The sequence below is a fragment of the Nocardioides sp. B-3 genome (genome assembly GCF_024703895.1).
Classification (GTDB): Bacteria; Actinomycetota; Actinomycetes; order Propionibacteriales; family Nocardioidaceae; genus Nocardioides.
In genome coordinates this window covers 3,459,047-3,483,016 of sequence record NZ_CP087968.1, presented here as the reverse complement: position 1 = coordinate 3,483,016, position 23,970 = coordinate 3,459,047, and the positions used below count along the sequence as shown (strand labels likewise).

General features: G+C 70.3%; 19 protein-coding genes and 11 pseudogenes. 18 read left to right on the top strand and 12 right to left on the bottom strand.

The features are described from left to right. Positions 1 to 17 precede the first annotated feature (17 nt). Positions 18 to 227, top strand: coding sequence for a transposase (locus tag LP418_RS23100; RefSeq protein ID WP_257953842.1), 210 nt, complete (start codon positions 18 to 20; stop codon positions 225 to 227). On the opposite strand, the gene LP418_RS23095 is transcribed toward LP418_RS23100, so the two are convergent. The 7 genes and pseudogenes from LP418_RS23095 to LP418_RS31365 all read right to left on the bottom strand — a co-directional run. Next, entirely contained in the window at positions 190 to 822 is a 633-nt protein-coding gene (locus LP418_RS23095) for a dihydrofolate reductase (protein WP_257953841.1), read from the bottom strand. The two genes, LP418_RS23100 and LP418_RS23095, sit on opposite strands and share 38 nt — an antisense overlap. Beyond that, the gene (locus LP418_RS23090; protein ID WP_257953840.1) at positions 812 to 1,606 is read right to left on the bottom strand and encodes a thymidylate synthase; all 795 of its coding nucleotides are present in this window, start codon (positions 1,604 to 1,606) and stop codon (positions 812 to 814) included. Before LP418_RS23090 ends, LP418_RS23095 begins: the two co-directional genes overlap by 11 nt. A 31-nt stretch (positions 1,607 to 1,637) precedes the next feature. Next, positions 1,638 to 2,132 (bottom strand): hypothetical protein, encoded by a 495-nt coding sequence (locus LP418_RS23085; RefSeq protein WP_257953839.1) that lies wholly within the window; start codon positions 2,130 to 2,132, stop codon positions 1,638 to 1,640. Between the two features lie 68 nt (positions 2,133 to 2,200). Continuing rightward, positions 2,201 to 2,662: a hypothetical protein gene (locus tag LP418_RS31380; protein WP_336276164.1), complete on the bottom strand. Its 462-nt coding sequence runs from the start codon at positions 2,660 to 2,662 to the stop codon at positions 2,201 to 2,203. Beyond that, a complete protein-coding gene (locus tag LP418_RS31375) occupies positions 2,662 to 3,309 on the bottom strand; it encodes a glycine cleavage T C-terminal barrel domain-containing protein (RefSeq protein WP_336275791.1) in 648 nt (215 codons plus the stop codon). The genes LP418_RS31380 and LP418_RS31375 overlap by 1 nt, the downstream gene beginning before the upstream one ends. Before the next feature lie 85 nt (positions 3,310 to 3,394). After that, positions 3,395 to 3,574: pseudogene (locus LP418_RS31370) on the bottom strand (hypothetical protein); the annotation flags it as partial. A gap of 34 nt (positions 3,575 to 3,608) precedes the next feature. After that, positions 3,609 to 3,701: pseudogene (locus tag LP418_RS31365) on the bottom strand (hypothetical protein); the annotation flags it as partial. A gap of 141 nt (positions 3,702 to 3,842) precedes the next feature. Between LP418_RS31365 and LP418_RS23070 the strand changes: the two are divergent. From LP418_RS23070 to LP418_RS23050, 5 genes and pseudogenes are all read left to right on the top strand, one after another. Continuing rightward, positions 3,843 to 5,540, top strand: a complete 1,698-nt coding sequence (locus LP418_RS23070; RefSeq protein ID WP_442939988.1) for a leucyl aminopeptidase family protein — start codon at positions 3,843 to 3,845, stop codon at positions 5,538 to 5,540. Positions 5,541 to 5,867: 327 nt separating this feature from the next. Then, positions 5,868 to 6,152 (top strand): annotated as a pseudogene (locus LP418_RS34345) (dihydrolipoyl dehydrogenase); the annotation flags it as partial. A 64-nt stretch (positions 6,153 to 6,216) separates the two neighbouring features. Next, positions 6,217 to 7,188: a dihydrolipoyl dehydrogenase gene (locus LP418_RS23060; protein ID WP_257953838.1), complete on the top strand. Its 972-nt coding sequence runs from the start codon at positions 6,217 to 6,219 to the stop codon at positions 7,186 to 7,188. Between the two features lie 37 nt (positions 7,189 to 7,225). Continuing rightward, positions 7,226 to 9,067, top strand: a pseudogene (gene sucB, locus LP418_RS23055) (2-oxoglutarate dehydrogenase, E2 component, dihydrolipoamide succinyltransferase). Between the two features lie 103 nt (positions 9,068 to 9,170). Beyond that, the gene (locus LP418_RS23050) at positions 9,171 to 9,815 is read left to right on the top strand and encodes an ABC transporter transmembrane domain-containing protein (protein ID WP_257953837.1); all 645 of its coding nucleotides are present in this window, start codon (positions 9,171 to 9,173) and stop codon (positions 9,813 to 9,815) included. Here the strand turns inward: LP418_RS23050 and LP418_RS23045 are convergent. Continuing rightward, positions 9,751 to 10,083 carry a hypothetical protein gene (locus LP418_RS23045; protein WP_257953836.1) on the bottom strand — a complete coding sequence of 111 codons (333 nt, stop codon included), beginning with the start codon at positions 10,081 to 10,083 and terminating at the stop codon, positions 9,751 to 9,753. The genes LP418_RS23050 and LP418_RS23045 overlap by 65 nt on opposite strands. A gap of 107 nt (positions 10,084 to 10,190) precedes the next feature. Between LP418_RS23045 and LP418_RS23040 the strand changes: the two genes are divergently transcribed. The 4 genes and pseudogenes from LP418_RS23040 (at position 10,191) to LP418_RS23025 (ending at position 13,604) form a co-directional block, all read left to right on the top strand. Further along, positions 10,191 to 11,774 (top strand): ATP-binding cassette domain-containing protein, encoded by a 1,584-nt coding sequence (locus LP418_RS23040; RefSeq protein ID WP_257953835.1) that lies wholly within the window; start codon positions 10,191 to 10,193, stop codon positions 11,772 to 11,774. A 221-nt stretch (positions 11,775 to 11,995) separates the two neighbouring features. Further along, a complete protein-coding gene (locus LP418_RS23035; RefSeq protein WP_257953834.1) occupies positions 11,996 to 12,679 on the top strand; it encodes an ATP-binding cassette domain-containing protein in 684 nt (227 codons plus the stop codon). A gap of 35 nt (positions 12,680 to 12,714) precedes the next feature. Further along, positions 12,715 to 12,882: pseudogene (locus LP418_RS34340) on the top strand (NAD-dependent epimerase/dehydratase family protein); the annotation flags it as partial. Between the two features lie 74 nt (positions 12,883 to 12,956). Further along, positions 12,957 to 13,604 (top strand): DUF1731 domain-containing protein, encoded by a 648-nt coding sequence (locus tag LP418_RS23025; RefSeq protein ID WP_257953832.1) that lies wholly within the window; start codon positions 12,957 to 12,959, stop codon positions 13,602 to 13,604. On the opposite strand, the gene LP418_RS23020 is transcribed toward LP418_RS23025, so the two are convergent. After that, a complete protein-coding gene (locus tag LP418_RS23020) occupies positions 13,550 to 13,903 on the bottom strand; it encodes a hypothetical protein (RefSeq protein ID WP_257953831.1) in 354 nt (117 codons plus the stop codon). The genes LP418_RS23025 and LP418_RS23020 overlap by 55 nt on opposite strands. Before the next feature lie 266 nt (positions 13,904 to 14,169). Here LP418_RS23020 and lipB point away from each other — a divergent pair. From lipB to LP418_RS23005, 3 genes and pseudogenes are all read left to right on the top strand, one after another. After that, positions 14,170 to 14,754: pseudogene (gene lipB, locus LP418_RS23015) on the top strand (lipoyl(octanoyl) transferase LipB); the annotation flags it as partial. A 210-nt stretch (positions 14,755 to 14,964) separates the two neighbouring features. After that, positions 14,965 to 15,911 (top strand): annotated as a pseudogene (gene lipA, locus LP418_RS23010) (lipoyl synthase). A 29-nt stretch (positions 15,912 to 15,940) separates the two neighbouring features. After that, positions 15,941 to 16,648, top strand: a complete 708-nt coding sequence (locus LP418_RS23005) for a DUF4191 domain-containing protein (RefSeq protein ID WP_257953830.1) — start codon at positions 15,941 to 15,943, stop codon at positions 16,646 to 16,648. Between the two features lie 96 nt (positions 16,649 to 16,744). Here LP418_RS23005 and LP418_RS23000 read toward each other — a convergent pair. Both LP418_RS23000 and LP418_RS22995 read right to left on the bottom strand, forming a co-directional pair. Next, positions 16,745 to 17,110, bottom strand: a pseudogene (locus LP418_RS23000) (RDD family protein); the annotation flags it as partial. A 24-nt stretch (positions 17,111 to 17,134) separates the two neighbouring features. Next, positions 17,135 to 17,896 carry a hypothetical protein gene (locus LP418_RS22995; RefSeq protein ID WP_257953829.1) on the bottom strand — a complete coding sequence of 254 codons (762 nt, stop codon included), beginning with the start codon at positions 17,894 to 17,896 and terminating at the stop codon, positions 17,135 to 17,137. A 161-nt stretch (positions 17,897 to 18,057) separates the two neighbouring features. Here LP418_RS22995 and LP418_RS34335 point away from each other — a divergent pair. The 4 genes and pseudogenes from LP418_RS34335 to glnA form a co-directional block, all read left to right on the top strand. Next, positions 18,058 to 18,624 (top strand): annotated as a pseudogene (locus LP418_RS34335) (glutamine synthetase III); the annotation flags it as partial. A 253-nt stretch (positions 18,625 to 18,877) separates the two neighbouring features. Next, positions 18,878 to 19,090 (top strand): annotated as a pseudogene (locus LP418_RS34330) (hypothetical protein); the annotation flags it as partial. Positions 19,091 to 19,651: 561 nt separating this feature from the next. Next, on the top strand, positions 19,652 to 20,239 hold the full coding sequence (locus LP418_RS22985; RefSeq protein ID WP_442940307.1) for a hypothetical protein: 588 nt from the start codon (positions 19,652 to 19,654) through the stop codon (positions 20,237 to 20,239). 210 nt (positions 20,240 to 20,449) lie between these two features. Continuing rightward, positions 20,450 to 21,879, top strand: a pseudogene (gene glnA, locus LP418_RS22980) (type I glutamate--ammonia ligase). A 1,027-nt stretch (positions 21,880 to 22,906) separates the two neighbouring features. Here the strand turns inward: glnA and LP418_RS22975 are convergent. Further along, positions 22,907 to 23,197, bottom strand: coding sequence for a hypothetical protein (locus LP418_RS22975; protein WP_257953827.1), 291 nt, complete (start codon positions 23,195 to 23,197; stop codon positions 22,907 to 22,909). Between LP418_RS22975 and LP418_RS22970 the strand changes: the two genes are divergently transcribed. After that, positions 23,184 to 23,927: a hypothetical protein gene (locus LP418_RS22970; RefSeq protein ID WP_257953826.1), complete on the top strand. Its 744-nt coding sequence runs from the start codon at positions 23,184 to 23,186 to the stop codon at positions 23,925 to 23,927. The two genes, LP418_RS22975 and LP418_RS22970, sit on opposite strands and share 14 nt — an antisense overlap. The last annotated feature ends 43 nt before the right edge of the window (positions 23,928 to 23,970 follow it).

Here is a 23,970-nt window from a genome sequence, read left to right as displayed (position 1 = left end):
CGACCGTCAAAGACGCGATGCGGCACCAACTCAAGATCCCCGAGAACGCCGACCTCTACAAACGCCGATCCGCCACAGTCGAGCCCGTCATCGCCCACCTCAAGGACCAAACCAAGCTCCGCCGCTTCGCCCGCCGAGGACTCCAAGCCGCCACGGCCGAACTCAACCTCGCAGCAGCCGTCATCAACCTCACCCGACTCCACCACGCAAACCCAGCGACCGGCTGACGCCGGCCGCCGGGCCACGCCCGGCGCCCGACTCAACCGTCGCCGCCGCGAATCCACGACAGCCACCCAGTGACCGCCGGGTACCGCTGTCCTCAGGCTCGGGGCGTATGACGCTCCCACCACACCCAGTCGAGGCCGAGGTCGGGGCGGTGCTCGCGGCGGACCTCGGTCCACTCGTCGAGCGAGAACTCGGGATGGCGCGCGTCACCCGCGGGCGACAGTGAGATCTCGGTGAGGACCGGTGGGTGGCCAGCGGCAGTGCCAGCTCGTAGATCTGCGCTCCCCCGACGACGAAGGTCTCGCCGTCGAGCGTGGCGGCCAAGGCCGGGGCCACATCAAGGGAATGGGCGACGAGAGCGCCCTCGGCCGACCGGGTCGTCGAACGGGTCAGCACGATCGTGGTGCGACCCGGGAGCGGGCGGCCGATGGAGTCCCGTGTCGCGCGGCCCATGAGGAGCACGCCGCCCATCGTGACCGCCTTGAAGTGGGCGAAGTCCTCGCTGATGTGCCACGGGATCGAGCCGTCGTCGCCGATCACGCGCCCGTCGGCGTACGCCGCGACAAGCGTGAGGCGCCGACCGGCCTCAGACGGCAACGGGAGCCTTGATCCCGGGGTGCGGGTCGTAGCCCTCGAGGCCGATGTCCTCGAGGTCGAAGCCGTCGATCTCGGTGATCGACTCGTTCAGCACCAGTCGCGGTAGCGGGCGGACGTCACGGGTGAGCTGGAGCCGCGCCCGGTCGTCGTGGTTGGAGTAGAGGTGCGCGTCGCCGATCGTGTGCACGAAGTCGCCGACCTCGAGACCGCAGACCTGCGCGACCATGTGGGTGAGCAGGGCGTAGGACGCGATGTTGAACGGGACGCCGAGGAAGACGTCGCCCGAGCGCTGGTAGAGCTGGCAGGAGAGCTTGCCGTCGGCGACGTAGAACTGGATCAGCGTGTGGCAGGGCGGCAGCGCCATCTCGCCGATGTCGGCGACGTTCCGTGCGGAGACGATGTGCCGGCGGCTGTCGGGGTTGTCCTTGATCTGCTGGACGACCTGCGCGGACTGGTCGATGTGGCGGCCGTCGGGAGTCGGCCGAGAGCGCCACTGGTAGCCGTAGACCGGGCCGAGGTCGCCGTTGTCGTCGGCCCACTCGTCCCAGATGGAGATCCCGCGGTCGTTGAGCCACTTGACGTTGGTGTCACCGCGCAGGAACCACAGCAGCTCGCCGAAGACGGACCGGGTGTGGATCTTCTTCGTCGTCACCAGCGGGAAGCCCTCGGCGAGGTTGAACCGCATCTGGTGCCCGAAGACGCTGTAGGTGCCGGTGCCCGTCCGGTCGGACTTCTCCGCGCCGTCATCGAGGAGCCGCTGGAGGAGGTCGAGGTAGGCCTGCATGCGCCCGACAATACTGCGAGCGGAGCGGCTCTCAGCGCAGGCGCACGTCGGCGCCGGGCACCACGACCCGCCGGACCGAGGCGCAGCCGGGATCGCGGCAGATGAGGAACATCCGCCGTACCGTCTCGGAGTTGCGCAGGTAGATCTCGCCCTCGTGCCGCGACAGCGAGATCTCCATCAGGTGCACCGGTTGGCCGTCGGGCGCGAGGGTGACGTCGAGGCGCGTGGGGGCGTCCACGTCGTACGGCGCGGGCACGTCCGGCTCCGGGACGGCGGGCATTGCCCGGTCGAAGTCGGACACGTCGCCATCCGCATCGACGAACCTCAGCGCCCCTTCCGAGTCCTCGATCACGACCCCGTCGCCGAGCGGAGCGAACGAGCCGGCGCGCGGCAGGGACACGACCACGTCGGCGAGGTGCAGCTCGCCGTCGGCGAACCACGGCACGGGCACCCGATTGACCTCGGTCCGTACGGCGGGTGGCGTCGGTTGCAGCGAGACGACCGCGACGACGACGGCCGCGACCACGAACGCACCGAGGGCGTAGAACGTCAGCCGGCGGCGACGAGGGACGCTCCAGCTCCTCCGTCACGAGGTCACGGACGTGCGCCTCGACGTCCGTGGTCTGCTCGAGCGTCGCCCAGCGGCGGCGGCAGCGCGCGAGGGCGCGGTCGACGGCGGCCTCGACCACCGCTCCCCCGCCGAACTCGTCGATCAACGAGGAGCGGCGAGCGGCCACGAAGTCGTCGTGGGTGTCCATCCGCACCTCCACCCCTCGTTCGTGGCCGGAGTGCTCCCGGATGGGTCAGGCGTGCAGCGACATCGGCCCGTAGACCTGCCGCTCGTGCTCGAACAGCGTCACCGCGTCGACGCCGGCCTCGGCGAGCTCGGCCCAGATCTCCCCGACCCACGACTCGGCGTCGGCCCGGGGAGAGGAACCGCTGCCCGGCGAACTCCTCGGCCGCGACCTCGTTGCCGGCCGCGTCCTCGAGGCGCCGGGACCACGGCCGCTCGGTGGCGGACGGAGGTCGGAAGGTCGGCGGCTGGTCGGGCAGCATCACGACTCCTTGACGGAGGTGTCGACGAACGGCGGCTTCACGAGCTGGAAGATCTCGCGCCGACCACGCACGTCGACGCCGACCTCGGCCTCGGCGTTGACCATGACCGGCACCAGCGCCATCCCGATGCCCTTCTTCAGCGTCGGCGAGAACGTGCCCGACGTGATGTCGCACAGCGGGACGTCCCGGGTCAGCGTGACGCCCATGCCGGGTCGCGGGATGCCGCGGCCGGTGGCGATCAGGCCGCGCAGGCGGCGCTGGGGCCCGGCCTCCTTGACCGCCACGATGGCGTCGCGTCCCCAGAAGGCGTCCTTCTTCCAGCCGACGGCCCAGCTCAGGCCGGCCTCGACCGGGTTGACGTCGATGGTGATGTCCCGGCCGTGGAGCGGGTAGCCCATCTCGGTGCGGAGTGTGTCGCGCGAGCCGAGCCCGCACGCCAGCATCCCGAACTCCTCGCCGGCCTCCAGCAGCGCGTCCCACAGCGGGCCGGCGGCGTCGTTGCGGGCGATCAGCTCGTAGCCGCGCTCGCCGGTGTAGCCGGTGCGGCACACCACGACACCGATGTCCGTGCCGAGCACGTCGGGGATCTGCGCCTCGACGAACGACATGTACTCGTGGCCGACCGGGAGTCCGACGCGCTGGAGCACCTCGTCGGACTTGGTGCCCCGGGACCGCGAGGACGACGTAGTCGTCGTGGTGGTCCTTGACCGAGACACCGTCCGGAGCCTCGGCCTGCAGGCGGCGTACGACCTCGGCGGTGTTGGCGGCGTTGGGGACGAGCAGCACGTGCTCGTCGTCCCGGTAGTAGGCGATCAGGTCGTCGACGATGCCGCCGGTCGCGGCGTCGCAGCACAGGGTGTACTGCGCCTTGCCGGGCCTCGATCTTGGCGAGGTCGTTGGAGAGCGTGGCATTGACGAAGTCGGCCGCCCCGGGGCCGCTGACCATCGCCTTGCCGAGGTGGCTCACGTCGAAGATGCCCACCGACTCACGGACGGTGGTGTGCTCCTTGACCACGCCGGCGGGATATTCGAGGGGCATGGACCAGCCACCGAACTCGGCGAGCTTCGCACCGAGAGCAACGTGGCGGTCGTGCAGCGGGGACTGCTTGAGGGTCGCGTCAACCATGGCCCGAAACCTACCCCAGCGCCCGGGCCGTCCACCCTGACCTAAAGTGCCGGGGTGACGACGACGTACACGCTGCGCAGCGCAAGCCCCGCCAAGACCCGGGCGGAGGCCGTCGTGGTCGGCGTCCTCGCCTCCGACAAGGGCCCGGTGGTGTGCGACGCGGGCGCCGACGTTGCCGCGGCCCGGGGCCGCAAGTGGGCGCCGCTGCTCTCCTCGCTCGGCGTCACCGGCAAGGTCGGCGAGATGGTGCGCCTGCCCACCAACGGTGTCATCAACGCACACCTACTCGTCCTCGTCGGGCTGGGCTCCGAGCCCGACGACACGGCAGCACGGCGCAGCGCCGGCGTCGCCGCGCGCAGCGTGCCGAACTCCGCGTCGGTCGCGGTCGCGCTGCCCGCCGACACCCCGGCCCTCGTCGACGCCGTGACCCGGGGCCACCTGCTCGGGGGCTACACCTACACCGCGCACAAGAGCGGGTCGAAGACGGATGACGCGTCATCGGGCCCCGGCGACGTCGTCGTGCTCAGCCCGATCGCGCGCAAGGCCGAGGCGATCACCGCGTTCGAGGAGGCGCAGGTCCTCGCCGACGCCGTCCGCCTCGTCCGCGACTGGGTCAACGAGCCGCCCGGCCACCTGACGCCCGCCGGCTTCGCCGACGCCGTGACCGAGGCGCACCACACGGTGACGAAGGGCCGAGGGGCGCCCAAGGTGGGCCCGGAGATCTGGGACCACGACACCCTGACCGAGCGGGGACTGGGCGGCACCCTCGCCGTCGGCAACGGCTCGGACGCGACGCCGCGCCCGGCGAAGCTGACCTACTCCCCCAAGGACGCCACCACCCACCTCGCCCTCGTCGGCAAGGGCATCACCTTCGACTCCGGCGGCCTCACCATCAAGCCCGCCTCGACGATGGCAAGCATGAAGGGCGACATGGGCGGCGCGGCGTGCGTCATCGCCGCAACCCTCGCGATCGCGCGGCTGGGCCTGCCGATCCGGATCACCACCTTCGCGCCGATGGCCGAGAACATGGTGTCGGGCTCGTCCTTCCGTCCCGGCGACGTGGTCACGATGTACGGCGGCACGACGGTCGAGATCGCCAACACCGACGCCGAGGGCCGGATGCTGCTCGGCGACGCACTGGTGCTCGCGACCGAGGAGTCGCCCGACGTGATCGTCGACGTCGCGACCCTCACCGGTCACCTCCAGCTGGCCCCGGGCGACAAGGTCGGCGCCGTACTCGGCTCGCAGGAGATCGTCGACGAGGTGCTCGCGGCCGGTGCCCGTGCCGGCGAGCAGCACTGGCAGATGCCGATCCCCCGAGGAGATGTCGGAGCGGATCAAGGCGTCCAAGGTCGCCGACCTGCTCCAGCACGACTGGGTCCGCTGGGGCGGCGGCCTGATGGCCGCGGCCTTCCTGCGCGAGTTCACCGCGGGGCTGCCCCGGGCCCACCTCGACATCGCCGGCAAGGAGATCAACACCGGCGGGCCCTACGGCCACGTCCCGTCCGGTGGCACCGGCTTCGGGGTCACCACGATCGTGGAGTACGCCCGCTCGCTCTCAGCAGGCTAGAGCCCGCCGGCCTTCTTGCGGCTGTTGAAGTCGCGCATGCGCTGCGGGATGCCGACGACGGCGGCGTCGTAGGACGGCACCTCGGTGCTTGTTGGCGAAGCTGTGCGCCCACTGGACGCTCGGGACACGTCGCCTCGTCCACTCACCATCGTGCGCGACCAGCAGCAGCGTCACGTCGCTGACCGCGGTGCGTGGTTCGACGAATCCCTCGACGCCACGGCGACTGGTCACGAAGTCGGTCAGGTGCGCGACATCGTGTCCGTCGGACGCGCGGACCGAAGTCGAACCGGTGCGCAGGCCGTCGTGCGCTGGTCGGCGCACGCGCCCGGATCGACGAAATCGGTCTAGCAGTCCCATGCCGACATTGTGCCTGTCGTACCGAAGGATCCGGGCAACCGGCCGGTACGCACCCGGTGTGGACAGGCACACAAGAAGTGCAAGGATGGGGCCCGTGACCGACGGCGACTTCGACGTACTCATTCTCGGCGCTGGTTCCGGCGGCTACGCGTGTGCACTCCGCGCGGCACAGCTCGGGCTCACCGTTGGCCCGGGTGGAGAAGGGCAACCTCGGCGGCACCTGCCTCCATGTGGGCTGCATCCCGACCAAGGCGCTGCTGCACGCCGCGGAGGTTGCCGACTCGGCACGCGACGCCTCGAAGTTCGGCGTCAGCGCCACTCTCGAGGGCATCGACATGGCGGGCGTCAACTCCTACAAGGACGGCGTCGTCTCGCGGTTGTTCAAGGGGCTGACCGGGCTGATCAAGTCCCGCGGCATCACGGTCATCGAGGGCGAGGGGCGCGTGACCGGGCCCCGCACGGTGACGGTCGGCGCTTCGACGTACACCGGGAAGAGCCTCGGTGCTGGCGTCCGGCTCCTACTCAAAGTCGCTGCCCGGGCTCGAGCTCGACGGCGAGCGCGTCATCAGTTCCGAGCACGCGCTCAAGCTCGACCGGGTGCCCGCGTCGGTGATCGTGCTCGGCGGCGGCGTCATCGGCTGCGAGTTCGCGAGCGTGTGGGCGAGCTTCGGCGCGGAGGTCACCATCATCGAGGCGCTCCCCCGGCTCGTCGCCGCGGAGGACGAGGCGTCGTCCAAGGCGCTCGAGCGGGCGTTCCGCAAGCGCAAGATCGCCTTCCGCACCGGCACCCCGTTCCAGAGCGTGAAGACCACCGACTCCGGCGTCGCCGTGACCGTCGAGGGTGGCGACGTGATCGAGGCCGAGCTCCTGCTCGTCGCCGTCGGTCGCGGACCGTCGACCCGGGGCCCGGGCTACGAGGAGCAGGGCATCGCCATGGACCGCGGATTCGTGCTCGCCGACGAACGCTGCCGCACCAATGTCGAGGGCGTCTTCGCGGTCGGTGACATCGTGCCGGGCCTGCAGCTGGCCCACCGCGGCTTCCAGCAGGGCATCTTCGTGGCCGAGGAGATCGCCGGGCTCGACCCGAAGCCGATCGACGAGGCCGGCATCCCGCGCGTCACCTACTCGCACCCCGAGATCGCATCGGTCGGCCTCGACGAGGCGAAGGCGCGGGAGCAGTACGGCGACGACATCACCACCATCACCTACGACCTCGGCGGCAACGGCAAGAGCCAGATCCTCCAGACCGCCGGCTTCGTGAAGCTGGTCGGCCTCAAGGACGGCCCCGTCCTCGGCGTGCACATGGTCGGTGACCGGGTCGGCGAGCTGATCGGAGAGGCGCAGCTGATCTACAGCTGGGAAGCCCACGCCGACGACGTCGCACCGCTGATCCACGCGCACCCCACCCAGAACGAAGCCCTCGGTGAGGCGCACCTCGCGCTCGCCGGCAAGGCCCTGCACGCCCACTCCTGATCCACCGACAACTCACTACGCGAGCGAAGGAAAGCCCATGGCCTCCGAAGTCACCCTCCCCGCCCTCGGCGAATCCGTCACCGAAGGCACCGTCACCCGCTGGCTCAAGCAGGTCGGCGACGCCGTGGCCGTCGACGAGCCGTTGCTCGAGGTCTCCACCGACAAGGTCGACACCGAGATCCCCTCGCCGGTCGCGGGCACGTTGCTCGAGATCCGGGCCAACGAGGACGACACCGTCGAGGTCGGTGCCGTGCTGGCCGTCGTGGGTGAGGCCGGCGAGGGTGGCGGCGAGTCCGCTCCGGCCGCCGAGGCACCCGCTGAGGAAGCACCCGCCGAGGCCGCTCCGGCCGCCGAGGCACCCGCCCCTGTCGAGGAAGCGCCCGCTGCTCCGGCTGCCGAGGCACCCGCTCCCGTCGAGGAAGCCCCCGCCGCCCCCGCCGCACCCGCTGCTTCTGGCGGCGGCGCGTCCACGTCCGTCACGCTCCCGGCTCTCGGTGAGTCCGTGACCGAGGGCACCGTCACCCGCTGGCTCAAGCAGGTCGGCGACGACGTCGCGGTCGACGAGCCGCTGCTCGAGGTCTCCACCGACAAGGTCGACACCGAGATCCCCTCGCCGGTCGCCGGCAAGCTGCTGGAGATCAAGGTCCGGGAGGACGAGACGGTCGAGGTCGGCGCCGAGCTGGCCACCATCGGTTCGGGCGACGCCGCCCCGGCAGCGGCGCCTGCTGCGGAGGAGAAGCCCGCCGAGGAGAAGGCACCCGAAGCGCCGGCAGCACCCGCCGCCGAGGCTCCGGCCGCACCGGCCGCACCGGCACCTGCCCCCGCCGCCGCTCCCGCTCCCGCTCCGGCTGCTCCGGCCGCACCCGCCCACGCGGCTGCACCGGCCCCGGCCGCTCCCGCCCCGACGGCATCCTCGGCACCGTCCTCCGCGGACGACCAGAGCTCCTACGTGACCCCGCTGGTGCGCAAGATGGCGTCCCAGCACGGGATCGACTCGGCTGCCGTCACCGGCACCGGCGTCGGAGGTCGCATCCGCAAGCAGGACATCCTCGACGCTGCCGCGGCGAAGGCTGCTCCTGCGGCCGCTGCCGCGCCGGCCGCCGCTGCGGCTCCGGCGGGCGCCGTACAGCCTGCTGCTCCTGCTGCCGTCGGGGTGTCGCCCTCCAACCTGCGTGGCACCACCGAGAAGGTCTCGCGCCTGCGCAAGATCATCGCCGAGCGGATGGTGGGCTCGCTGCAGACCGCTGCCCAGCTCACCCGGGTGATGGAGGTCGACGTCACCACCGTCGCGCGGCTGCGCGAGAGCGTGAAGGCCGACTTCCGGCCCGCGAGGGCGTGAAGCTGACCTACCTGCCGTTCTTCGCGAAGGCGGCGATCGACACCCCTCAAGGAGCACCCCAAGCTCAACGCGGCGATCAACACCGACGAGGGCACGATCACCTACTACGACCGCGAGAACATCGCGTTCGCGGTGGACACCGAGAAGGGCCTGCTCACGCCGGTCGTCAAGGACGCGGGCGACCTGTCGATCGCGGGCCCGGCCAAGAAGATCGCCGACGTCGCCGAGCGCACCCGCACCAACAAGATCGGCCCCGACGAGCTGTCGGGCGGCACGTTCACGATCACCAACCTCGGCAGCTTCGGGGCCCTGTTCGACACCCCGATCATCAACACGCCGCAGGTCGCGATCCTCGGCCCGGGCGCGGTCGTGAAGCGTCCGGTCGTCATCGACGACCCCAACCTCGGTGAGACGATCGCGGTGCGCCACATGGTCTACCTCTCGCTGACCTACGACCACCGCCCGGTGGACGGCGCCGACGCCGGCCGCTTCCCGGCCGCGGTCAAGGCGCGCCTCGAGGGTGGCCAGTTCGAGGTCTGACCTCGAGAGCGAGACCCCGGTTGCTTCGGCGCCGGGGTCTCGTCATTTCTGGGCAGCCGAAAAGGATCGCGCGATGTCGGTGCCGACGCGTAGCGTCTGATCAGTGACGGGGACACAGCTCGAGTCGGAGACCATGCGGGGGACGCCAGCGTCGCCGCCGCCGCCACGGATGCCGGTCGACTGGCGCCGGGTCCGACGTCCGCTGACGGTGCTCTGCTTCTCGATGTCGCTGTTCGGGGCAGTCGCGGCGTCCCTCGGCGCGATGTTCGCCGGGCGGCTGGCCGACGACGCCGCCTCTCGGCTGGTGGTGCTGCTCGCGGTGTGCGTGGTGGGCGGCGCTGTGGTCGACACCATCGCCAAGACGATGTGGGCCACCGTGGTCGATCGCGCCGAGGGCCAGCTCCGCTCCGACCTCCTCGACGCGGCGATGGCACAACCCCCGGCCGAGCTCTCCGAGCAGGCCGTCGGCGAGATCCTCGACCGCATCGACGACGACACACGGGAGGTCGGCCAGCTGATGCGCTGGGGCGTGTGGATGGCGGCACGCACCTTCCCGGCCTCGGGTCCGCTCTGGGTGGTGGCCAGCCTGACGTGGTGGCCCGCCGCCTTCCTGTTCCCGCTCACCGCAGCGGTGGCGTTCATGTCCGTGCGCCGGCTGCTGCCCCCGGTCTCGAAGTTCAAGGTCATCGAGGAAGCCGCCCTGGACCGACCACGCCGCCTCCACCGAGGAGGGCGTCGCCGCCCGTGACGACCTGCGTACGTCGCTGGGCCGGGCGCACGTCCTGCGGCGCAACGCCCACCCGGCGTCCGTGGTCCACCGCACTCTCGACGCCGTGCTGCTGGTCGAGACCCGCATCACCCGGCGCAGTGGTGGGCTCCTGCACGGAGCCCCGGCCGCGGTCGGCGTCGTCGGCATCGCGCTGGTCCTGTCCGGCGACCTGTCCACGGCTCGCCTCGTGACGCTGTTCCCGGTGACGACGATGTTCGTCGGCGGCGTCGACATGCTGGCGCGCCACCTGCCCGACCTGCAGGAAGGGTTCGGCGCGGTCCTGCGACTCCGCGGGATGCTCGCCTCCCCGCCGAGCCGAACGGCGGCCTGCCGCTGCCCGAGGGCCCGCTCGACGTGGAGTTCCGCGACCTCGAGTTCAGCTACGGCACCGGCAGCTTCGCCCTGCGCGACGTCGACCTCCTCGTTCCGGCCGGCCACACCTGCGCCCTCGTCGGCCGCACCGGCTCTGGCAAGTCGACCCCGGCGTCGCTGCTCTCGCGCGCCGTCGAACCGCCCCGCGGCACCGTGCTGCTCGGCGGCACCGACGTGCGCGACCTCGACCTGCAACAGCTGCGTGCTGCGGTCGGCGTCGTCACCCAGCGCACCGAGGTGCTCGCCGGCACCCTCGCCGAGAACGTCACCCTCTTCGACGACGTCCCCCGCGCCACCGTCGAGGCGGCGATCGCCGAGCTCGGCCTCACCGACTGGGTGGCCGGCCTGCCCGTCGGGCTCGACACCGTGCTCGGCCCCGGCGGCACCAGCCTGTCCGCCGGCGAGGAGCAGCTCGTCGCGTTCGCCCGGCTCCTCGTGCGCGACGTCAGCGTGGTCGTCCTCGACGAGGCCACGGCACGCATGGACCCGGTGACCGAGGCGCGGGTGGTCCGTGCCGCCGACCGCCTGATCTCGGGTCGCACCGGCATCCTCGTGGCCCACCGGCTCTCCACCACCGAGCGTGCCGAGCGGGTCGCCGTCCCGGAGTCGGGTCGGATCGTGCAGCAGGGGCCGCGCGGCCGGCTCGCCACCGAGGCCGGCCCGTTCCGCACCCTGCTCGACGCGGCCGCGCACGAGGCCGTCATCGAGGAGCACCACCACGACGACTCCTCCATCGGGTCCGTACGCCGCAGCACCACCCCTCCTCCGCCACCGGTGCTCGCTCCCATGCCGAGCCTGTCCGGGCAGGTCCTGCACACGGTCAGCATCCAACCGCAGTGGGGACTGGTCGGGGCGTTCCTGTTCCTGATCGCCTCCCTGACCGGTGCGTTCGGTGCCGTCACGGGCTGGATCTGGGGGCACATCGTCACCGACCTGCAAGCCGGTGAGCGCCCCACCGCGCTCGCTGCCGCCCTCGTCGTGTCCCCCGGTGATCAGCCCGCTGCTGCTCTCGCAGGCCTTCCGCACCTACCCGCACTGGTGGGTGGAGGTGCGGCTGCGGGTCCGCGCGGCCGTGCTGCACGGGCAGACGTCGCAGCACCGGCTCGAGCGCACCCCGCCCGGCGAGGTCGTGGCCCGCACCATGGACGCCGACCGGCTCGCCCGCTACACCGACCGCTGGGTGGATTTCGTCAACGGGCTCGTCGTCGCGGCCGTGACCGCGCTGATCGCCGGCACGTGGCTGGCGGGCGCGGTGCTGATCACCGTGATGGTCGCGTCGGCGCTGGCCTCGACCATGGGGCGCCGGGTCGCCGGTCGGTCGGCCGCCGCCGCCTCGACCTCGCGCGCCGTCTTCGGCCAGTCCCCGGTCTCCGCCCTCGAGTCGGTCCGCACCGTCAAGCTGGCGGCGGCGACGCCGCAGGTCCACGCCCACCTGCGCGCGGTCGACAGCGGGCGCGTCGACGCGGCGGTGCGCGAGCATCGCGTGCAGGCGCTGCTCGACGGCGTGCCCGTCGTGATGGTGCAGTGCGGGGTCGTCGCCGCGTGGGCAGGTCTGCTGACCGGTGAGTGGGGGCTCGCGACCGCCCTGCTGGTGGCCAACGCCGTCAGCGGATTCGACTGGTTCGGCCGCGTCGCCGGCGCGGTGGTCACCGAGGCGCCCGGCGTGCGGGCGTGGATGACCGCCACCAGCCGCCTCGCCGGTGGCGGCGACCTGATGGACCTGCCGCCCGGCGTCGACCACGGTCGAGGGCACCGGCCCGACGCCCGACCAACCGCGCCGCGACCCGTTGCGCAGCCCGGCGCTGAGCGACTTCTCGGCCGTCCACGACGACGGCACCATCGGCGTCCGGGGCGTCGACCTGACGGTCTCCGCCGGCGAGCTGGTGCTGCTGCTCGGACAGGTGGGGTCGGGCAAGTCGAGCCTGCTCGCTGCCCCGGCCGGTCTCGTCAGCACCACCGGCGAGGTCCGCTGGAACGACCGGGTCGTCGAGGATGCGCAGGCCGAGCTGCGTCCGGCACTGGTGTCGCACGTGGCCCAGTGCCGCGCGTGCTGTCGGGCACCTTCAGCGGCAACGTCGGGCTCGACCACCCGGGCCGCACGGTCATGCCGGCCCCCGGAGACGGCGCGGATGGGCCGCGACGTGGCCGAGGCGGGCGGGCCGGACTCGCTCGTCGGGCACCGCGGTGTGCGACTCTCCGGGGGTCAGGTCCAGCGTCTCGCGCTGGCCCGTGCGGTTGCGTGCGACGCCGACCTGTTGCTGGCCGACGACGTCAGCTCCGCCCTCGACGCGACCACCGAGCTCGAGCTGTGGTCGGCACTGCGCGCGGGCGGTCGGACCGTCATCGGCGCGACCAGCAAGGCGGCTGCGCTCGCGCAGGCCGACCGGGTGGTGGTCCTCGACGGTGGACGCGTCGTCGATGCCGGGCCGTGGTCGGTGCTGTCGCGGAAGTGGGCCCACCTCTCCGGCTGAACCTCATCCTTGCGGCGTCTGGTTGGCTGGGTGGCATGCGCGTCGTCATCGCCGGAGCATCAGGGTTCCTCGGCACCCACCTGACCGAGCACCTGCGGGTCGGGGGCCACGAAGTCACCCATCTTGTCCGGCGGGCGCCGGAGACGAGCCACCAGTCGCGGTGGGATCCCTACGCCGACGACCTCGACCGGGCGGTCATCGATCGCTCCGACGTCGTGGTCAACCTCGCCGGCGTGAACATCGCGGGCAACCCACACTCGGCCAAGGCGCGCACTCGGTGCTCGAGAGCAGGGTCGCCACCACCGACGTGCTGGCGCGAGCCATCGCCAAGGCCGAGCGCCCGCCCGCCTTCCTCGCCGGCAACGGCATCGGCTGGTACGGCGACCACGGAGCCCAGCCCTTGACGGAGGAGTCCGACAGCGTCGGCGACACCTTCCTCACCAACGTCACCCGCGAGTGGCAAGCCGCGACCGCGCCCGCGAAGGAGGCCGGTGCCCGGGTGTGCGTGCTGCGCACCGCCCCGGTGATGGACCGCAGCTCGTCGCCGCTCAAGGAGCTCAGGCGCGTCTTCCAGCTCGGCCTCGGCGCGAAGGTCGGCAACGGCGAGCAGTACTTCCCGATCATCTCGCTGCGTGACTGGGTCGGCGCCGCGTCCTACCTCGCCGAGTCGCGCGACGTCTCGGGCGAGTTCAACCTCTGCTGCCCCGAGACCCCGACCAATGCCGAATTCACGAAGACGCTCGCCGAGGCCGTCGGCCGCCCCGCCTTCCTGGTCGCCCCCGCGGCGGTGCTCAAGCTCGCCGCGGGCCGGATGGCGCCAGAGCTGCTGGGGTCGGTCAACGCCCGCCCGGCCGCCCTCGAGCGGGCCGGCTACGACTTCGAAGACGTCGACGTGCGCGAGGTGTTGTCGGCCGCGCTGGCCTGATCGCTGGCGGTCTCGACCAGCCACACACCGTCGACCCGTTGCAGCACCGGGGTGCGCGTCGTCGGCCGGTCCCGCGGGAGCGGCTTGCTGTCCGGCCCACCCACCACCACTCCCCCGACGAACCGGTCCGTGACCCGGACGGTCAGCGCGTCCGCGCCCTCGACGATCACCTCCAGCGCCAGCACCTGGGTGGCCAGCCCTTCGACGCGCAGCCCGCGTTCGACGTACGCCGAGAGCATCCGTGCGTCGGCACGACCCGTCGACGAGCCGGCGACATAGAGGTCGCGCAGTGCCGCCACGTCGCCGACGGCCCAGGGCCGCGGAGCGACGTGAGTCCCGGGCAGCCGGGACCTCGCGCGGTCCGGCGACGGACGACGAGGCGACGGCGGGCCCGGGGTCGGGGGCTGACGACCGTTGCGAGACGAGCAGGAACACGGCCGTGGCGAGCACGGCACACACGGTCAGGCCGAGGAAGTACGGGAGGAGTCGTCGCGGGTCCACGGGTCCACCGTGCCCCAGATCGAGCCGGAGCGTCGGCCGTTATCCACAGGCGTAGGCTCGGCGCATGCCTGCCAAGGATGTGGACTACCACGTTGCCGGGATCGGTGACGACGCCGTGGACTACCTCGCCGCGTGGGACCTGCAGCGCGAGGTGCATGCCGAGGTCGTGGCCGGGACGCGTGCCGACACCGTGCTCCTGCTCGAGCACCCGCCCGTCTTCACCGCCGGCAAGCGCACCGACCCGCACGAGCGACCGATCGACCCCGGCGGCGCGCCGATCATCGACGTCGACCGCGGCGGCAAGATCACCTTCCACGGACCGGGCCAGCTCGTCGGCTACCCGATCGTGACGCTGCCCGACCACGTCAAGGTCGTCGACTACGTCCGCCGGGTGGAGGAAGCGCTGATCGCTGTCTGCCGCGAATTCGGCGTCACCACCGCACGCGTCCCCGGCCGCAGTGGCGTGTGGCTGCGCGCCGACGACCGTGGCCCCGAGCGCAAGATCGCCGCGCTCGGGATCCGGGTCAGCCGCGGCGTCACGATGCACGGCTTCGCCATCAACTGCGACGTCGACCCGGGCTGGTACGACCGCTTCGTGCCCTGCGGCATCGCCGACGCCGGTGTCACGTCCCTGAGCACCGAGCTCGGCCGCGACGTGCCCGTCACCGAGGTGCTGCCGTCCGTCCGACGGCACCTGTCGACGTACCTCTCCCCGGGGCCCGTACGCCGCAACGCCGGACTACGACCCCAAGCCGGAGCCCGCCCACGCGCCCCGCATCGAGCTGGTCACGCCCGGTCGGTGACCCGTCCGGGGCACCTCGAATTGGGTGCTCCTTACGCCCGGCGTAGAGTGACGAACGTGACTGCTCCGGTACCCGAAGGCCGCAAGCTCCTCCGCCCGGAGATCCGCAATTCCGAGACGCCGATCGAGCGCAAGCCGGAGTGGATCAAGACCCGGGCCAAGATGGGCCCGGAATACACTGCGCTGCAGAGCCCGGTGAAGTCCGAGGGCCTGCACACCGTGTGCCAGTCGGCCGGCTGCCCCAACATCTTCGAGTGCTGGGAGGACAAGGAAGCCACCTTCCTCATCGGCGGCGACCAGTGCACGCGCCGCTGCGACTTCTGCCAGATCGACACCGGCAAGCCGCAGCCGCTCGACCGCGACGAGCCGCGCCGGGTGGCCGAGTCGGTGCAGAAGATGGAGCTGAAGTACGCCACCATCACCGGCGTCGCCCGCGACGACCTGCCCGACGGCGGCGCCCGGCTGTATGCCGAGACGGTCCGCGCGCGATCCACGACCTCAACCCCGGCACCGGCGTCGAGAACCTCATCCCCGACTTCAACGGCGAGCCCCACCTGCTGCGCGAGGTCTTCGAGTCGCGGCCCGAGGTGCTGGCCCACAACGTCGAGACCGTGCCGCGGATCTTCAAGCGGATCCGGCCCGCGTTCCGTTACGAGCGCTCCCTCGACGTCATCACCCGGGCCCGCGACTTCGGCCTCGTCACCAAGTCCAACCTGATCCTCGGCATGGGCGAGACCCGCGAGGAGGTCAGCCGGGCGCTGCGCGACCTGCACGACGCCGGGTGTGAGCTGATCACGATCACGCAGTACCTCCGCCCCTCCCTGCGCCACCACCCGGTCGAGCGCTGGGTCAAGCCGGAGGAGTTCGTCGAGCTCAAGGACGAGGCGGACCAGATCGGTTTCTCCGGCGCACTGTCCGGCCCGCTGGTCCGTTCGTCCTACCGTGCCGGTCGGCTGTACCGTCAGGCCATGGACGCGCGCGACAACGTGCCCGCGACCGCCTGATCCGTTCGTTCGTCAAGTAAGGGCAGCGCATGTCGACCCCCGCCACCCCGCCCACCAAGCGGAGCCAGCAGCTCATCCAGACCTACCGGATGGCGAAGGCCACCGATCGGTTCATCGGTCTGATCACGCTCGGCGTGTTCCTGCTCGGCGCTGCCGTCGGGTTCGCCGTCATCTGGTTCCTGCCGGGCGGCCAAGGCACCCTCAAACTGATCCTCTCGATCATCGGCGCGATCCTGTTCGGGCTGCTGGCCGCGATCATCATCTTCGGCCGCCGCGCCCGGGCCGCCGCGTTCAAGCAGATGGAGGGACGCCCCGGGGCGGCCGCCTCCGCGCTGCAGATGCTGCGCCGCGGCTGGAAGACCGACGCGGTGGTCGGCTTCACCAAGCAGCAGGACATCGTCCACCGCGTCGTCGGCCCGCCCGGCATCGTGCTTGTCGGCGAGGGCAACGCCAACCGGCTCAAGACCCTGCTGGCCACCGAGCGGCGCAAGCACGTGCGCGTACTGCCCGACACCCCGATCCACGAGGTCGTCTGCGGCAACGGCGAGGGCGAGGTGCCGCTGCCCAAGCTGGTCCGTCACGTCACCAAGCTCGGTCGCAACGTGAAGCCCGCCGAGATCACCGAGATCCTCGCCCGCCTCAAGGCGATCGATGCCCAGCGCGGCACCGTCCCGATGCCCAAGGGCCCGATGCCGACCAGCATGAAGGGCATGCGCGGCCAGCAGCGCGGCCGCTGATTCACTCCGCTGATTGAGCAGTGAGGCGCCCCGGCGCCGAACGTGTCGAAATCAAGGCCTTGGTTTCGACACGGTCCTCGCTGCGCTCGTCCCTGCTCAACCAGCGGCGGTACGCAGGTCGGCCAGCCGCACGGTCTTCGACCGGGCGGCCATGTCGTGCAGCCCGCGCCCGTCCGGTCGGAAGACCAACGGCGGGATCACCAGCGCGATCAGCAGGCTGCGCACCAGCGCCGGGATCAGCTCGAGCGGCCGGTTGGACCCGTCGCTGCGCACGACGCGCAGCCGGGTGACCAGCTTGCCGAAGGAGCCACCCATCGCGGCGGTGAAGAACGCGGACTCCACGACGAAGACGCCGGTCGTGTAGAAGCCGGCATACGGATCGTTGCTCCACCCGCCCGGGCCGATCACCAGCATCACGATCAGCGTGCAGGCGGCCCAGTCGACGAGCAGCGCGCCGACGCGGTGCGCCCGGGGAGGCGGTGTCGATCATGAGACCGGCTTCGCGCGCTGGGGCACTGCGACCTCGACCGGTGTCCCCCACTCGGAGAAGCCGATCTCGGCCGATTGCCGCGGCTCGCCCGGCACCTCGTAGGCCAGCCGCACGGGGCGCGAGTCGTCATCGACGTACAGGTCCATGGTGACGCTGGCGGGGAGGTCCATCGCGGCGTACATCGATGCGTCGCCCAGCTCCTCGAGCCACTCCGTGGTCTCGACGGTGAGCGTGTAGTGGCGGGCGTCGACCCCGGCCATCTCCTCTGCTCCCTCGTCCTTCACAGCGGTGACCGCGCCGCCGAGGGCGGCCGGGTCGCCCGGCACGTCGATGTCCATCAGGGTCTCCACCATGCCGGCATCGAAGTCGCTCTCGGGGTCGGTCAGTCGCGGGTCGTCGAGGTCGATGTAGGTCCACTGGTGTCCGACGAGCTCGCCACCGAGGTAGACCCTGCCGTCGACTCGGCGTACGTCCAGCTGCGTGGACGGGTCGCCCATGGTCAGGGCTCGGAAGGTGGGCTCGTTACCCCGGGCGGTGTCGACGATGAGGTCCTTGGGCGACTGCTTGGTCCCCAGCGTCAGCCGGACCGACCCGGCGTCGGCCACGGCGTCGGTCATCTCCGCCATGACATCCGCACTGTCGTACGCCGAAGCGTCGGCGTCCGGAGCCTCGTCACCGCTGCAGGCGGTGGTCGTGAGGGCGAGGCCGGTCACGAGCGCGGCGGCGACCAATCGCTTCGACGGGGAGGTGCAAGACATGCCGGGAACGGTATCCCGGCGGCGGGCACGACCCGGAATGCCGGGCACCAGATCGTTAACACGCCCGTAATACAAGGGCACTTTGGCGAAACGCTGGGCCAATACCTTGGGCTGACACCGAACCGTGGCGACACGAGATCGCCGATGCTAGGAGCAAGAACATGACTGCGAACCTCGTCCGTCTGGCTGCCATCAAGGACGTCCGGGCCTACGAACCTCCTGCGACCATCTTCGACATCGCCGAGGAGACCGGTTCGGTCTTCGGCGAGAACGTCTTCAGCCTCTCGGTGATGAAGAAGCGACTGCCCAAGTCGGTCTTCAAGTCCGTCGCCGCGACGATCCAGAAGGGTGACGCCCTCGACCCCGCCGTCGCCGACGTCGTCGCATCCGCCATGAAGGACTGGGCGATGGAGAAGGGCGTGACGCACTACGCGCACGTCTTCTACCCCCTGACCGGTCTCACTGCCGAGAAGCACGACTCCTTCATGGAGCCGGTCGGCGACGGCACCGCCATCTGGGAGTTCCGGGGCAAGACCCTGATCCGGGGCGAGCCGGACGCGTCGTCGTTCCCCAACGGTGGCATCCGCGCCACGTTCGAGGCTCGCGGCTACACCGGCTGGGACGTCCAGTCGCCCGCCTACATCCTCGAGAACCCCAACGGCAACACGCTGTGCATCCCGACGATCTTCGTGTCGATGACCGGCGAGGCGCTGGACCACAAGACGCCGCTGCTGCGCTCGCAGAAGGCGATGGCCGACTGGGCCTCCCGCGTCCTCGAGCTCTTCGGCCACAAGGACGTCGACAACGTCGTGTCCTACTGCGGTCCCGAGCAGGAGTACTTCCCCGGTCGACTCCTCCTTCGTCAACCTCCGCCCCGACCTGCTCAACGCCGGTCGCAGCCTCTTCGGCGCCAAGCCGCCCAAGGGCCGGGAGTTCGACGACCACTACTTCGGTGCCATCCCGGACCGCGTGCTGGCGTTCATGCACGACACCGAGCGCGCCCTCTTCAAGCTCGGCATCCCGGCCAAGACGCGCCACAACGAGGTGGCCCCCGGTCAGTTCGAGATCGCCCCGGTCTTCGAGCGCTCCAACACGGCCTCCGACCACCAGCAGATGCTGATGTCGATCTTCCGCTCCGTCGCCAAGCAGCACGGCATGGAGTGCCTCTTCCACGAGAAGCCGTTCGCCGGCGTCAACGGCTCCGGCAAGCACGTCAACTTCTCGTTTGGCAACGGCAACCAGGGGCAACCTGCTGCTGCCCGGCGACAACCCGCACGACAACGCGCAGTTCCCCGGTCTTCTGTGCCGCGATCGTCCGCGCCGTACACCTGCACGGCGGCCTGCTGCGCCTGTCCGTCGCGTCGGCCGGCAACGACCACCGCCTCGGCGCCAACGAGGCTCCCCCGGCGATCATCTCGATCTTCCTCGGCGACCAGCTCGCCGACGTGTTCCGACCAGATCGCCAAGGGTGGCGCGACGTCCTCGAAGCAGAAGGGCATCCTCAACGTCGGCGTGGACACGCTCCCCGACCTGACCAAGGACGCCGGCGACCGCAACCGCACCTCGCCGTTCGCCTTCACCGGCAACCGCTTCGAGTTCCGCGCCGCGGGCTCCAACCAGACCGTGGCCGCCCCGATGGTCGTCATCAACACGATCATGGCGGAGGCGCTCGACTTCTGCGCCAACGAGCTCGACGCCGCCGTCGCCGCCGGCACGGACTTCAACGAGGCCGTCCAGACCCTGCTCGCCAAGATCATGGAGAACCACGGCGCGGTGATCTTCAACGGCAACGGCTACTCCGAGGAGTGGCACGCCGAGGCCGAGACCCGTGGTCTGAAGAACCTCAAGACCACGGTCGACTCGCTCCCGGAATACCTCATCCCCCAGTCGCGTGAGCTCTTCTCCAAGTACGGCGTCTTCAACGAGGCCGAGCTGGAGTCCCGCTTCGAGGTCGGTGTCGAGCAGTACGTCATGACGCTCGTCGTCGAGGCCAACCTCACCGCCGAGATCGCGCAGACGACGATCCTGCCTGCGGCGATCCGTTTCCAGACCGAGCTGGCCCAGAACGTCGGCGCCCTCAAGGCTGCCGGCATCGAGGCCGACACCGCCGACCCGGTCGCCGTCTCCGAGCTGGTCACGGAGCTCCGTGCCGGCCCGGCCGGCCTCAAGGTCGCCGTGGCGGGCGCCCACGACCACGAGGGCATCGGCGAGGCGACGTACCTCCGCGACAGTGTCATCCCGGCGATGGCTGCCGTCCGCGCCGCGGCCGACGCGCTCGAAGAGGTCGTCGCCGACGACCTGTGGGCGCTGCCGACCTATCAGGAGATGCTCTACATCCTGTGACCCCGTCACCACCAGCACCGGGCCGGCACACCACGCGAGTGGTGTGTCGGCCCGTGCCGATTTGGGCTCCATCTCGGCACTCGGGAACCCCGCCGGCGCACCGCTTCGCGTCGTGGGGCTGTTGTAAGTTGCGTCACGCACGAGCGCAGCGTCGCGTCACCGTGCGCCCCATTCGATCCCAGCCGCCCGGTGGCGTGCGAAGGAGGATGCATGTTCAGCAACAGTGAAGAGCTGCTCAAGTACATCAAGGACGAGCGCGTCGAGATGGTCGACGTCCGCTTCTGTGACCTGCCCGGCGTGATGCAGCACTTCACGGTGCCCGTCTCCTCCTTCGACCAGTCCGTCTTCGACGACGGCCTCGGCTTCGACGGCTCCTCGATCCGCGGATTCCGGGCCATCCACGAGTCCGACATGCAGCTGTTCCCGGACCCGACCACGGCCTACATCGACCCGTTCCGGGTCTCCAAGACCCCGGTAGTCAACTTCTTCATCCACGACCCGATCACCGGCGAGGCCTACTCGCGCGACCCGCGCAACATCGCCAAGAAGGCGATGGCCTACCTCGCCAGCACCGGCATCGGCGACAAGGCGTTCTTCGCTCCTGAGGCCGAGTTCTACGTCTTCGACAGCGTCCGGTTCGAGACCTCGGCCAACGCCGGCTACTACCACATCGACTCCGAGGCGGGCGCCCGGAACTCCGGCGTCGCCGGCACCGCCGAGAGCCCCAACCGCGGCTACAAGGTGAAGTACAAGGGCGGCTACTTCCCGGTCGCTCCCTACGACCACTTCGGCGAGCTGCGCGACGAGATGGTCATCGAGCTGGAGAAGTCCGGCCTGCTGGTCGAGCGTGCCCACCACGAGGTCGGCACCGCCGGCCGTGCCGAGATCAACTACAAGTTCGACGAGCTGCTCAAGGCCGCCGACGACGTCATGAAGTTCAAGTACATCGTCAAGAACGTCGCCCGGCGCAACAACAAGACCGCGACCTTCATGCCGAAGCCGATCTTCGGTGACAACGGCTCCGGCATGCACGTGCACCAGTCGATCTGGAACGCCGGTGAGCCGTTGTTCTACGACGAGACGGGGTACGGCGGCCTGTCCGACATGGCACGCCACTACATCGGCGGCATCCTGAAGCACGCGCCGTCGCTGCTCGCCTTCACCAACCCGACGGTGAACTCCTACCACCGCCCGGTGCCCGGCTTCGAGGCCCCGATCTCGCTGGTCTACTCCCAGCGCAACCGCTCGGCCTGCGTGCGCATCCCGATCACGGGCGCCAACCCCAAGGCCAAGCGCATCGAGTTCCGCTGCCCCGACCCCTCGGCGAACCCCTACCTCGCCTTCTCGGCGCTGCTGCTCGCCGGCATCGACGGCATCCAGAACAAGATCGAACCGCCGGCCCCGATCGACAAGGACATCTACGAGCTGCCGCCGGACGAGATGGCCGACATCGACCAGTACCCACTTCGCTCAATGCGGTGCTGGACAACCCGGAGCGCGACCACGACTTCCTCACGGTCGGCAACGTCTTCACCCCCGACCTGATCGAGACGTGGATCGACTACAAGCGCACCCGGGAGATCCTGCCCGTGCAGCTGCGCCTGCACCCGCACGAGTTCGAGCTCTACTACGACATCTAGACCCTGTCGTAGACCGAAGCGGCCTCTGACCTGCGGAAACGCAGGATCAGAGGCTGTTTTCATTGGCCTGAGATGGGCCAAATTCCGCAGGGATTCCGCAGGAGATCGAGTTCGGGGGCACGAGGCTGCCCCGGTACGCATCGGAACTTGGAACTGGCGGGGCGCTGGGACGCTCGCCAAATCGTCCTCATCGAGACGATGGAACGCGACGCCCTGCTGCTCACCGAGGTGCCTGAGGACGTCGAGATCCCTTCGTACGACGTGCACCCGGGCCGGCTTGAGATGGTGCGCACGCGCCGCTGGGCGGTAGTCGCTTCCCGGCTCCCGATGCGTTCGCTCCCGGACCCGCACGGCGCATCAGCGACCGTCGAACTGGCCGGGCTGTGCGTCTGCTTGTCGATCCTTCCCTTGGCGCTCCCTGCCAGCACTTCGACTCACGAGGCAGGAGGTGTCCATCGGCATGCGCTACATCGGCGCACCGCCCTCGCTTGCGCCTCTCCCTCCAGCATCTCGGCGAAGTTCGATCGGCTGTGGCCCCGTCCAGTCACCCGACGGCACGGCCACATTGCAGAGTGGTACACGCTGAGTTCAGGGCCAGGCGTGCTGCGAAGGAGGACGAGGACATCCTCCTTCATGACTGCCGGGCGGCTATGCATGCGATCCAATTGGTCTAGCTCTCGCTGGAGTTTGCCCCGGGACTGCTCCTCCCGAACCAGGTGGTCCCGGTACGCCTTCTCTCTCTGGAGAGCGAGCACGGCCATCTTCTCGCCCCAGAGGGTCTCCGCGTCATCCTGGTCAGCCACCATCGACTTGCTCCTCAATCCACGTCGTCGTTCGAACACCCTATTACTTTACGAGTTCATTATTAAGTACCCCCGAGGGCTCCGCAAGCACTGCGCGCCCGGCCGCAACAGATCGGACGCTGACCGTCCGGACGGCGAGTCTTGGTGGGGAGGAAAACACGCGACCTCACGGGCCATTCGTGAGGGCACTCTGCGCGCCTTGACACGCGAATCTGGCCTACGGTTCACGCATGTATCCGCCGCCTGCCGGGCAGGAACTCACTGAGGATCAGGCCAGAGAACTCGATGACACCTTCCTTGCGTCGGACCCCTTGCAGTACTTCCGCTCGCGGATCGCGTCGTTGCTGGCGTGGCAGGAAAGCGTGCCCGTCTTGGAGACCACGCTCGTCGACGCCGAGCCCGGCAGCATGCGGGCCGAGTTCAACGAGTACCTTCAGCGGCCCGCAGTGGATGGACCGTTCAATGACCTCGATGTGCACGCGCAGATCGCCGCTGACGCACTTGCGGTCCGCCATCACGCCGCCGAATCCCTCCTACGGTTCGCCTGCGCCCGCCTCGCCCCCTCACCGCGCCGGCGCGCCGTGTCTGTGGGCAGAGATTGCCTCGGGCGCGACCCAGATCGCCGAGGTCATCGATCGCCTGAACGCTAACGCCCAAGAGGCGGATCCGGGCGAGCGAATGTTGCTCGCACTGGTCGAGCCCGGGGCAATCGAGGTCGCGCGCAGGAGCCCTGAGATCGTTGACGCCTGCAACGTCTATGTCGACTGGCTCGGCTACGCGGCCGGTCTGCTCAGTCCCGCCGAGATTGATCTGCAGGCTGGCCACAACAAGGCCAAGCACGGCCTTGCCGTCCGAGCCCGGTCCGACATGCGGGTTGCCTTCGTGACGACACCACCGAACGAGGACGGCAATCTCCCGCTGAGCGCATTCGCCGGACCCGACGCCGTCGACATCTTTGACCAGCCCGTCCTCGAGTTCCTCGCCCGCGGCCCCAAGGTCGATGGCCACCGCCAAGGCTTCGAGATCACTCAGCTCCGCCTCAAGCCGTCAGCCTTGCTCGCAGACGCCCGGATGCTCGCCATGGCGCACGCTGCGCTGTTCCATGTCGCCGCCGTGGAGCACTTCGCTGACCGCGACGGTCTCCGCGAGCACCAAAACCGGCACCGTTCCCCGGCTACCCGGTCGGCGGCCCGAGGCCGGAGCACATCGACGCCCATGCACCGCTCGGGATGCGCTTCCCACTGACCACGCCACCGGGAGGCGGACTCCCCAGACGCGACGCCGGAAT